The sequence below is a fragment of the Pseudidiomarina terrestris genome (assembly GCF_030466375.1).
Taxonomy (GTDB): domain Bacteria; phylum Pseudomonadota; class Gammaproteobacteria; order Enterobacterales; family Alteromonadaceae; genus Pseudidiomarina; species Pseudidiomarina terrestris.
Genome location: NZ_JAGGJE010000001.1, coordinates 262,359 through 273,502, shown reverse-complemented (window position 1 = coordinate 273,502; position 11,144 = coordinate 262,359). Strand labels below are relative to the sequence as shown.

Sequence of the window (11,144 nt, the reverse complement as noted above, 5' to 3'; positions counted from 1 at the left end):
GATGAGTTACCAGTCAGACTTGTTTCAAAGCGTTGCAACGGCCGAAGAAGCGGTTATCATAGAGCCAATGACTGAAAAAACTGAATATGCAGCAATCAATTACGAATATCCGCTCCATGAGCGGGTACGTACTTACCTGCGCCTGGAACATCTTAAGCAGTTACTCAAACCTGAGCAAACTGTCGACGCAACCAACTACTCGCGCTACTTCGACGCGTTGTTCGCCATACTGGAGCTCTGTGAGCGCAGCGATGTGCGCACGGATGTGCAAAAAGACCTGGACCGCCGCAAGGCACAATTACTGGTCTGGGCGCAGCATCCCGACGTCAACCAGCAGCAGGTGCAAGAGCTCAACACGCGGGTACAAGAGGCCAGTAAAGCGATTCATTCGTTGACTCGTATTGGTAGCCACCTGAAGCAGGATCGCTTGCTGAGCGTCACCCGGCAACGCTTCGGTATGCCTGGCGGTACCTGTAATTTTGACGTACCACAACTGCATTTCTGGTTGCATCAGGCACAGCAAAAACGCGACGACGATTGTCAGCGCTGGTGGCACGAGTTTGAGGTGTTATTTAACGGGCTTGAACTTGAGCTGGAGCTGCTGCGTGGCCAGGCCCATTTTCAGTGGGTGGTCGCCGAAGGCGGGCTGTTACAGGAAAGTACCGAGCCCTTGAGCCTGTTACGCCTGAGAGTTCCTGCTAAGGTGCCGGCCTATCCGGTGATCAGCGGCCATAAGCAACGTTTCAGTGTCCGCTTCCTCAGCTGTGCCCCACAACAAGGTAAAGCATCGTTTGAAAATAACGTTGAATTCGAACTGGCGCTCTGCCCCTAATACCCTAATGAAAGCTACTCTGATGATGGCACATCAATTAAATCGGAATCTCTTTCGTCTTCATCAACTTTCCTCCCGCTAAAAATTTCTTTTCGCCTTCTGTTTTCATGAACTTTGAAATTTAGATATTTTGACTCGTCAAAACTCGCGATGGAAACTACGCGTTGGTATGAAATCGTAATTTTGTGGCTCTCAAGCACCGCGACCGCTTTTTTCCGGTCAACTTCCGAAAGAGCCCTGTACTCATCCGGAGTGCGTGACAGTTCAATTAATACGTCTTCATAAACCGTCGTTAACTCGAGACACATATCCTTATCATCACGATATCCAGAACAGAGTGGAATGATTGATAGTTCCTGGTCTTCCTGGTGGTCTAGGGGTGTTTTTACCTCGTTTGGGTAACATACGTAACAGCGTCTGGTATCAAGGGTTAATAGCAGCGGGCTTGGGGAAAGGAACGTATCGATTACATGAGTTATGTATCCGTTGTCAGTACACTTTTTGTATACAATTAAGTCTAAAAGATAATCGCTACGTTTCTTTAGTAACGGCCGTTTAGGTTTTCCGCGGCGATCGTTAGTTAGTGCTGGATCTGTTTCAGATGCTTGCTGATTAATCGTTAATGAATGACTCGTGGATCCGTAGGTAGCATCATTTTTACTATCTGAATAAAGAATATAAAACGATCTGAAAATGACACGGTTTAACAGCCGTGCAAACATATCTGCGCCAATTATACCCAGTAGTAAAATTGAGTATAAATTAAACTGCGACTGCGTCATTTCTGGGAATGCTCGAGCTAGAAATTCGAAAGCCAACGAACTTTGACTGGTAAAAGGCCAGGTTAGTGCGAACAGAGCCGCTGATAAGCCGAAAACAACTAACCCTATTCCTAGACACTTATAAAGCAGATGGTGCCCTTGATATTTCGATAAACGATATTTTGAAAAGATAAAGCGGGAACTAAAAAGATAGCCCGAGAGCGCCATGCCTAATAGGGCTAGAACAGTCACAGAAATCATTTTCGTCTTCCTTAACGACAGACCTCTTCCGGCAAAGAATTATTGACAGTCAGCCTTCAATCTACGGGCTTGACGAGTTACTTCGTCATTGCTGAGAAGCGATTCGACGTCCAATGAAACTTTCGATGCATTCACGTTTACCTTGAGCGCGTTGGCGTAGGTCTTTGCAGCAGACACGTCACTCGACAACAGAGCGAATAGCCGTTCCAATAGTGAGGCCAAACGAGACCCTTCCGTGTAACGCTTTCCTTGATGCGTTGCCTCAATCATATCTTTGACACTGGACATAATGATGCTCCTTCATGAGATTATCTATTAACCTACCTCAATAACCAGAAAAATTCCAGAATGTACCTGAAAATAGGAAATGTCTTCAATCAGTGAGTAACTCAATAATGGCTTCATTGGCTTCTGGGAATTGATAAGCTCCCAGCGCGTACACCGGCACCCAGAGCCACTCCTGACCGTCACACTGACTCACCTCGCCAGTAAAGGTGGTAATCCGCCAGACGTCCAACACGACGCGTTTATCGTTATAAGCATGATTGATCACCGTCAGCGGCGACGCTGACTCTACGCTAATATTGCACTCTTCCCGCAACTCACGCACTAAGGCGTCATAAACCGTTTCCCCGACCTCAACTTTACCGCCGGGGAACTCCCATTTATCGCCTTGATGTAAATCTTTATGTCGTTTACTGATAAACACGTCACCATCGGTGTTTTCTATCACACCAACGGCGACGTGAATGGGATCAGAGTTTGCCATGACAATGCTTGTACTTTTTACCTGAGCCACATGGACAAGGTTCGTTACGTCCCACCCGCGGTCCGGCCTGGGCCGGTGCTGGCGGTGCCGCTTGTGGTGCTGGCTGGCTATCTGCTGGTGCAGTAGCGCTGGCACTTTCGTGTTTGAACTCCTGCTGCTGACGCGCGGCGGCTTCGCGACGCTTCTGCTCAACCGCTTCCACATCTTCTTCGGCGCGCACACGAACCTTGCTGAGTATCGTCACAACATCAAGTTTCAGTGCTTCCAGCATATCTGTGAACAGCTCGAACGCTTCGCGTTTGTATTCCTGCTTAGGATTTTTCTGCGCGTAACTACGCAGGTTGATGCCCTGACGTAAATGGTCCATCGCCGCTAGATGCTCTTTCCAGTGCGAGTCGAGGCTCTGTAACATAATAGCTTTTTCAAACTGACGCAGAACCTCTTTACCGACCTGCTCTTCTTTCGCAGCATAGGCTTTTTCAAGTTCTTCAGCGATCTTCTCACGCAGTTTTTCTTCATGCAGATTATCGTCTTCGTCTAACCACTGCTGAATCGGCAGCGGTAAATCGAAGTCTGAGCGCAGCCGTTCTTCCAGGCCTTGCACATTCCACATTTCTTCAAGTGATTGCGGCGGAATGTACTCATTGACCACCTGCTCAATCACGTCCGCGCGAATCACCTGCACGGTTTCTGAAATATCGCCTTCATCCAGCAGTTCGTTACGCTGTTCATAAACGACTTTACGCTGGTCGTTGGCGACATCATCAAACTCAAGCAATGCCTTACGAATATCGAAGTTGCGACCTTCAACTTTACGTTGTGCATTTTCAATCGCTCGCGTCACCCATGGGTGCTCAATTGCCTCGCCACGTTTCATGCCCAGGCGCTTCATCAGACCAGCCATGCGATCCGAAGCGAAGATACGCATCAGACTATCTTCCAGTGACAAGTAGAAACGTGATGAACCCGGGTCACCCTGACGACCGGAGCGGCCACGCAACTGGTTATCGATACGCCGTGATTCGTGACGTTCGGTACCAATGATATGCAAACCACCAGCAGCTACCACGGCGTCATGGCGCTTCTGCCATTCGGCTTTCACTTTATCGATCTGTTCCTGACTGGGGTCTTCGAGTTGTTCGATCTCCACCTGCAGGTTACCACCAAGCACGATATCCGTACCCCGGCCGGCCATATTGGTCGCGATGGTAATCGCGCCTGGCATACCTGCCTGAGCGACAATTTCCGCTTCTTTGGCGTGGAACTTGGCGTTCAGTACTTCATGAGGAATCTTTTTCTTTCTTAAGAAGTTCGATAACAGCTCAGAGCTTTCAATCGAAATGGTACCCACCAATGCTGGCTGCATTTTTTCGCGGCACTCTTCGATGTCGGCAACAATGGCTTCAAACTTCTCTTCGGCAGTGATAAAAATCAAGTCGGGACGGTCATCGCGAACCATCGGCCGGTTGGTTGGGATCACCACGGTTTCCAGGCCGTAAATCGACTGGAACTCAAACGCTTCAGTGTCAGCGGTACCTGTCATACCCGCGAGCTTGTTGTACAGCCGGAAATAGTTCTGGAAGGTGATCGATGCCATGGTCTGGTTTTCGTTCTGGATCTTCACGCCTTCTTTGGCTTCCATGGCCTGGTGCAAGCCTTCCGACCAACGCCGGCCTTCCATAGTACGACCCGTGTGCTCATCGACAATGACAATCTGGTCATCTTTAACGATGTAATCGACATCTTTCTGGAACAGGTGATGGGCACGCAATGCAGCATTAACGTGGTGCAGCAAGGTGATATTGGTTGCCGAGTACAGTGACTCGTCCTCGTCCAGCATGCCACGCTCTTTCAGGATGGCTTCGACGTTTTCCTGACCATTCTCGGTCAAATGCAGCTGTTTCGCTTTTTCATCAATAGTGAAATCGCCTTCGCCGCGCTTCTCTTCCGTGTCTTCTTCGTCAGCACGGGTCAGCAGCGGCACAATTTCATTCATTTTGATGTACAGCTCAGAGCTGTCTTCGGCAGCACCAGAGATAATCAAAGGCGTGCGTGCTTCATCAATCAGGATCGAGTCGACCTCATCGACAATGGCGTAGTTAAGTTTGCGCTGCACCCGCTCTTTTGGCGAAAACGCCATGTTATCGCGCAGGTAGTCAAAGCCAAATTCGTTGTTGGTACCGTAGGTAATGTCGGCCAGATAGGCTTGCTGCTTTTCCTGATGCGGCATGCCCGGTACGTTAAAGGCCACGGTCATGTCGAGGTATTCAAATAAGGGACGGTTGGTTTCGGCATCACGACGCGCAAGGTAGTCATTCACGGTCACGATGTGAACGCCATCGCCAGATAAGGCATTCAGGTAGGCGGAAAGTGTCGCAGTAAGGGTTTTACCCTCACCGGTACGCATTTCAGCAATGCGGTTGTCGTTGAGGATCATACCGCCGACCAGCTGCACATCGAAGTGCCGCATATTGAACACCCGTTTACTTGCTTCACGAACCGTCGCAAAAGCTTCAATCAGCAGGTCATCAAGGGTTTCACCGTTGCCCAGGCGTTGTTTGAATTCAGCGGTTTTTTGTTTGAGTTCGCTATCGCTGAGTGCTTCAAATTCTGGCTCTAAGGCATTAATCGCAGCAACCTGTTTTTGCAATCCTTTGAGGATGCGGTCATTGCGGCTTCCAAATACTTTGCGGAAAAGACTACCAAACATGTGATTATTTAATCCTGTATTTAAATGACAATGATGCTCTAGCGAGCATCACGATAAACATACTTGCTGGGATCAATCTGGCGTTCGTTGCGCAACACCTCATAGTGTACATGAGGCCCCGTAGAGCGCCCTGTACTGCCCAGTTTCGCGATTTGTTGGCCACGGGTTACTACGTCGCCCTCTTTTACTAAGAGTTCGGCACAATGGCCGTAGCGCGTTTTTAATCCGCCACCGTGGTCAATCTCAACCAGTTTTCCGTAACCGTACCGCTCACCCGACCAGGTCACGACACCTGCACCTGTAGCAAAAACACCGGCATCTTCCGCCAAATTCGCGAAATCAATACCGCTGTGCATGGTTGGCGTACCGTTAAACGGGTCTTTGCGTACGCCATAATGTGAACTGAGCCAACCGTCGTCAACTGGACGTCCGGCCACGTAGCTCTCTGCAGAGATATGATGGCTCATTAACACAGATTCAAGTAGCGCCAGCTGTTTTTGTTTATCTTCCAACTGCGCCAGCACCGATTCCAGATCACTGATGACATCGCCCGAGGCCAGTTTCGGCGCATCGAGAATGGAGGTCTCAGGACCGCCCATTGCCAGCACCTCCTGCTCGCGGCTTTCGAGTTCACTGGCATCAATTTCAGCGGCATCCGCCAAGCGGCCACCCAGATGCTCTAAACGACGCAGTTTGGCGCGCATTTCACCCAGCGAAATCGTTAACGCGGTCAATTTCTTCTCCGCGTCGGCTTTGATTTCCTGAATAGCTTCTGATTGCGCCGCCAGCTGGATCTGCTCGGCGGTTATTTTACTACGGACGGCATCTGCGCTGACGCCGCCGGACGCGCTCCAGGGCTCGCTAAAAGCCAGCCCGGCAAGCACGACAACGCCAAGCAACGACGCTAAGCGACGGCGACTCAAACGCAAACCAAATTTAACTTTGGAGCCTCTATAGAAGACTGATAGACTCATGCAACCTCTCGTTGCTAAAACATTAACTGGGCTATTATCGGGTTATGCCACGCCGCCGACCGAAAAAACTGGATCAACTGCTAGGTAGCCAGCGATTACAACAGTTTGCTGACTTTACCGAGCAACATCAACGCTGGCAACAGCTATTACGCGACTGTTTCGAGAAACACTCGCTGCAGCAACTCTTACCCCAGTGTGAAGTCATTGCGGTAGGCGCTTCTGCCCTGATCCTACAGGTTTCCTCGGCACCGATCGCGCAGCGCCTAAAAACCGACCAAGCGGGCATTATAACGTATTTTCAAACTCATGCTACGCCTGCGGTGACATCCCTTGAGATCCGCATTCGACCAGGCCGTCATGTGAAGTCTACAGAAACACCGCCAGCACCAGTAAAAGTTGAAGTAAAAGAGTCAGATACCGTGCGCAAGCTACGTGAGCAGGCGGAGTTATGTGAGGAGCCGCTGCGTTCGCAGCTATTGGCGTTAGCCGATAAATACAGTAGCCCGTAGGTTTGCTACGGGCTGCCGTTAGCTTAAGCGGTGACCGGGTTGCCGAAGGTGATTGGAGCTTCGACGGTTTCGTCTTCGAAGGTAACGAATTCCCAGGCTTCCTGGTGTTGCAGAACTTCCCGCAACAACTGATTATTCAGCGCGTGGCCTGATTTAAACGCCCGCAAATGACCCAGAATCGCGTGGCCACCCATGTACAGGTCACCCACAGCGTCAAGGATCTTATGCTTGACGAACTCATCGTCGTAACGCAGACCATCACTATTAAGTATGCGGAATTCGTCCAACACCACAGCGTTGTCAAAACTACCGCCCAGCGCCAGGTTGTTCTCACGTAAGAACTCGATGTCCTTCATGAAGCCAAACGTACGCGCCCGGCTGATGTCTTTCATAAAGCTGGACGTACTGAAGTCCATACTGACAACCTGATTGGTATCAGCAATCGCCGGATGGTCGAAGTCGATGGCAAAATCGATGCGGAAGCCATTGTGGGGTAGTAGTTCCGCCCATTTGTCACCTTCTTCAACCCGAACCGGTTGCTTGATCCGGATAAACTTTTTCGCTGCGCCCTGTGTTTCGATGCCCGCGCTTTGCAGCAGGTAAATGAAAGGATGCGAGCTACCGTCCATGATTGGAATTTCATGGCTGTCGACTTCAATAATGAGATTGTCGATCCCCATCGCAGCAACTGCCGCGAGCAAATGTTCAACCGTAGAGACACGTACGTTGTCATCGTTAATTAAACAGGTACACATGCGGGTATCACGCACCAACTCGGCATCGGCACGAATATCCACTGCGGGTTTTAAATCGACACGACGAAACACCAGACCGGTATTCGCCGGTGCCGGACGCAGGGTCAATTGAACCTTGTTGCCTTTGTGCAAACCCACACCTGTGGTTGCAATAGACTGTTTAATTGTGCGTTGTTTCATCGTTCGCTCTCATTCTCACTATGTCGTCTGACCAGTAAAAGGCGCAATAGTTTACCCATAAATTGCGTTTTTCGCAATTTTCTAAACCGCTTTACCTAATCTTTACGCTGTTTTAGTCTACTTGACGACGTAAAAACGCTGGGATATCAAGATAATCCATATCTTTGTTGCCCTGCGCCTGTGGTTTCGCTGTTGGCTTTTCAACCTGAACTTCGTAATCTTCCTGTTCCAGCTCTTCCGTATCTTCGTCAAGCACTCGTGCGGTCGCTGCACCGCTGCCCTGGTAGCCGGCAGAACGTCCATAAGCTGCATCACGCGGCTTGTCACGACCAGGGTTATTCACCAGTGAAATATCTGGCTTGCGCTCAGCACCGATGCCGGTGGCGACGACGGTAACGCGCATCTCTTCCGACATTTCCGGATCGATGACCGTACCCACAATCACTGTGGCATTTTCTGAAGCGAAGGCTTTTACCGTGTTACCCACGATTTCAAACTCTTCAATGCTCATGTCCATGCCGGCCGTAATGTTGACCAGCACACCACGCGCACCTGACAAGTCGATGTCTTCCAACAGCGGACTGTTAATCGCCATTTCAGCAGCTTCTTGTGCACGTTCTTCGCCGCGCGCAATGCCGGTACCCATCATGGCAGTACCCATCTCACGCATAACAGCTCTTACGTCAGCAAAGTCGACATTGATCAAACCGGTACGGGTAATCAAGTCGGCAATACCTTGTACCGCACCCAACAAGACGTTGTTCGCTTCACTGAAGGCAGACAACAAGCTGGTGCCTTTGCCTAATACTTTCAGCAGCTTCTCGTTCGGGATAGTGATCAAGGAATCGACGTTACGCGCCAACTGCGCGATGCCTTCGTCGGCAATCGCCATCCGCTTGCGACCTTCGAACGGAAAGGGTTTGGTGACCACAGCTACGGTCAGAATCCCCAGCTCGCGCGCGACTTCTGCAACCACTGGCGCAGCACCTGTACCTGTGCCACCACCCATGCCTGCAGCAATAAAGATCATGTCCGCACCCTGCAGGTTTTTCTTGATCTCTTCACGCGACTCTTCAGCCGCCTGCCGGCCAACTTCAGGGTTGGCGCCGGCACCCAGTCCTTTGGTAATGTCATCACCCAGTTGAATGGTCACGTGGGCACCGTGGTTACGCAAAGACTGCGCATCAGTGTTAGCAGCAATAAACTGCACACCTTCGATGGATTCTGTGATCATGTGTTTGACGGCATTACCACCACCGCCACCTACACCTATCACTTTTATGACGGCATCGCTGTCAAAGTTGTCGACTACTTCGAATACTTCAGACATGTTGTTTCTCCTTTTACCTGCTTAGTGTACTACCCCAAAAATAATTTCCAAAGTGTTGTTTTTATTAAAATTCACCTTTAAACCAACCGTGTACGCGTTTCCACAAACCGATCACGTTGTTATGACGCGCTTCGTCCTGGCGCGCTTGCAGATCTTCCTGGCCGTAACGGAGTAAACCGACGGCCGTGGCGTAGGTTGGGTCCTGCACATAATCACTTAAGCCTTGCATTCCCAACGGTTCGCCTAAGCGCACGGGCATCTGAAATATCTCTTCGGCAAATTCAATGGCGCCTTCCATGCGACCACAGCCACCGGTTAACACGATGCCTGCAGCAATTTGCTCATCCAACCCGCTTTGTTTTATCTCGTCCCGGATCAATTCAAACAGTTCCTGGTAGCGCGGTTCAACCACCTCGGCCAAAATATGTCGTTGCATCACCCGCGATGGCCGACCACCGACCGACGGCACTTCGATGTTGTCGTCTTTACTGACCAGCTGACAGAGCGCACAGGCGTATTTGGTCTTAATTTCTTCAGCGTGATTCAGTGGCGTGCGAAAAATCTTCGCAATATCACTGGTCACCTGATTACCGGCTGCTGGAATCACGGCGGTATGACGCAGCACACCACCGGTGTAGATGCAGATGTCGATGGTGCCTGCGCCCATATCAACCAGGGCTACACCTAAATCTTTTTCATCGTCAGTCAGCACCGAGTAACTCGACGCCAGGGCCGAGAAAATCAAACGGTCGACGCGAAAGCCACAACGTTCAACAGCTTTTTCAATGTTCTTCGCCATGTCGTTGGCACAGGTGACGATATGAACCTTTGACTCCATGCGCACCCCGGACATGCCAATCGGGCTCTTGATGCTCTCCTGTGAGTCAATCACGAACTCCTGCGGCAACACGTGCAAAATGCGGCGTTCCTGAGCAATAGGTACCGATTTGGCAGCATGAATAACGCTATCAACGTCGTCCTGGGTGACCTCTGCCTCGTTAATAGGAACCATGCCACTCTCGTTCTGGCAGGAGATATGGCGGCCGGAAATATTCAGGTAAACCGAAGCGATGCGACTGTCCGCCATTAGTTCCGCTTCTTCAACGGCACGTTGGATCGACTGCACCACCAGGTTCAGGTCATTCACACCGCCTTTATCCATGCCCCGGGCCGGCGCCGCGCCGACACCGATCACACTGATTTCACCATCAGGCATGACTTCGCCAATCAACGTCACAATTTTACTTGTGCCGATATCTAAGCCAACGACCATGTTCCGTTCTGTTGCTTTTGACATGCCTATTAACTCTCTCGTTGTTGTTCTTCTGGGTCGCGCCAGCGTACAGCGACACCCGTGTCATAACGTAAATCCACCGAATCCAGTGGCGCATCCTGATGCTTGCGCAGTTGCGGCTGCAAATCGATAAACCGCTGTACCCGCTCCAGCAAGGCCTCGCGGCCAAGTCGTAAACTGGTGCCATCATTAAGCAGCAGCTCCAACGCAAATCGCTTACTCAAGTCCAGCTGGCTGACCTGAAAGCCGTTTAAACCCAGCAGTTCACTGGTATTGCGATAGTGCTTTACCACCTCAGCGACCGCATGTTCCGGGCCGGAAAGATAGGGCAGAGCTTTCCTCAGCACCGACTTATCTGCGTAAAACACTGTCCCTTCCTGATTGACCAGCGCATCATCACGCTGATTTGCATTCCAATGCGCAAGTGGTTGCTGTTCAACCACAAATACTTTCAAAATATCCGGCCATTCTTTGCGTACGGAAGCTCTTGCCACCCAGGGCATCGCTTCAACGCGCGTGCGAATCTGATCCACATCTGCTGAGAAGAAACTCCCCAGCGGCTCACCCAATAAGGTGTCGCGCACATCGGCTGGAGTCAGATAGGCCAATTCGCCTTGCACCACCAGTCGTTTTAACGGCACTTCCTGAGCATCCATGGCGGTGTAGTACAACCAGCCGATACCGGTAAAGGTGCTGGCAACCACCACCAAAAAGAACGCAAGACCTGACCAGAAGTGCCAGTTAACATTACGTTCCGCCGCGGCCATTT

General features: G+C 50.7%; 10 protein-coding genes. 2 read left to right on the top strand and 8 right to left on the bottom strand.

The genetic code is table 11. The features are described from left to right. The first annotated feature begins 1 nt into the window (after position 1). Positions 2-832, top strand: a complete 831-nt coding sequence (gene zapD, locus J6J28_RS01305) for a cell division protein ZapD (protein ID WP_301719477.1) — start codon at positions 2-4, stop codon at positions 830-832. 14 nt (positions 833-846) lie between these two features. Here the strand turns inward: zapD and J6J28_RS01300 are convergent, their stop codons facing one another. The 4 genes from J6J28_RS01300 to J6J28_RS01285 all read right to left on the bottom strand — a co-directional run bounded on the left by J6J28_RS01300 (position 847) and on the right by J6J28_RS01285 (position 6,307). After that, the gene (locus J6J28_RS01300; RefSeq protein ID WP_301719476.1) at positions 847-1,854 is read right to left on the bottom strand and encodes a hypothetical protein; all 1,008 of its coding nucleotides are present in this window, start codon (positions 1,852-1,854) and stop codon (positions 847-849) included. Positions 1,855-2,227: 373 nt separating this feature from the next. After that, positions 2,228-2,623, bottom strand: a complete 396-nt coding sequence (gene mutT / locus J6J28_RS01295) for an 8-oxo-dGTP diphosphatase MutT (protein WP_301719475.1) — start codon at positions 2,621-2,623, stop codon at positions 2,228-2,230. After that, positions 2,610-5,333, bottom strand: a complete 2,724-nt coding sequence (secA, locus tag J6J28_RS01290) for a preprotein translocase subunit SecA (protein ID WP_301719474.1) — start codon at positions 5,331-5,333, stop codon at positions 2,610-2,612. Before secA ends, mutT begins: the two co-directional genes overlap by 14 nt. Positions 5,334-5,371: 38 nt before the next feature. Continuing rightward, entirely contained in the window at positions 5,372-6,307 is a 936-nt protein-coding gene (locus tag J6J28_RS01285) for a M23 family metallopeptidase (RefSeq protein WP_301719472.1), read from the bottom strand. A 44-nt stretch (positions 6,308-6,351) separates the two neighbouring features. On the opposite strand from J6J28_RS01285, the gene J6J28_RS01280 reads away from it, so the two are divergent. Beyond that, the gene (locus J6J28_RS01280; RefSeq protein ID WP_301719470.1) at positions 6,352-6,816 is read left to right on the top strand and encodes a hypothetical protein; all 465 of its coding nucleotides are present in this window, start codon (positions 6,352-6,354) and stop codon (positions 6,814-6,816) included. Between the two features lie 23 nt (positions 6,817-6,839). Here the strand turns inward: J6J28_RS01280 and lpxC are convergent, their stop codons facing one another. The 4 genes from lpxC to J6J28_RS01260 form a co-directional block, all read right to left on the bottom strand. Continuing rightward, a complete protein-coding gene (gene lpxC / locus J6J28_RS01275) occupies positions 6,840-7,751 on the bottom strand; it encodes a UDP-3-O-acyl-N-acetylglucosamine deacetylase (RefSeq protein WP_301719469.1) in 912 nt (303 codons plus the stop codon). 112 nt (positions 7,752-7,863) lie between these two features. Beyond that, entirely contained in the window at positions 7,864-9,081 is a 1,218-nt protein-coding gene (gene ftsZ / locus J6J28_RS01270; RefSeq protein ID WP_301719467.1) for a cell division protein FtsZ, read from the bottom strand. A gap of 64 nt (positions 9,082-9,145) precedes the next feature. Next, on the bottom strand, positions 9,146-10,378 hold the full coding sequence (gene ftsA / locus J6J28_RS01265; protein WP_301719466.1) for a cell division protein FtsA: 1,233 nt from the start codon (positions 10,376-10,378) through the stop codon (positions 9,146-9,148). A 5-nt stretch (positions 10,379-10,383) separates the two neighbouring features. Continuing rightward, a complete protein-coding gene (locus J6J28_RS01260) occupies positions 10,384-11,142 on the bottom strand; it encodes a cell division protein FtsQ/DivIB (RefSeq protein WP_301719464.1) in 759 nt (252 codons plus the stop codon). Positions 11,143-11,144 lie beyond the last annotated feature (2 nt).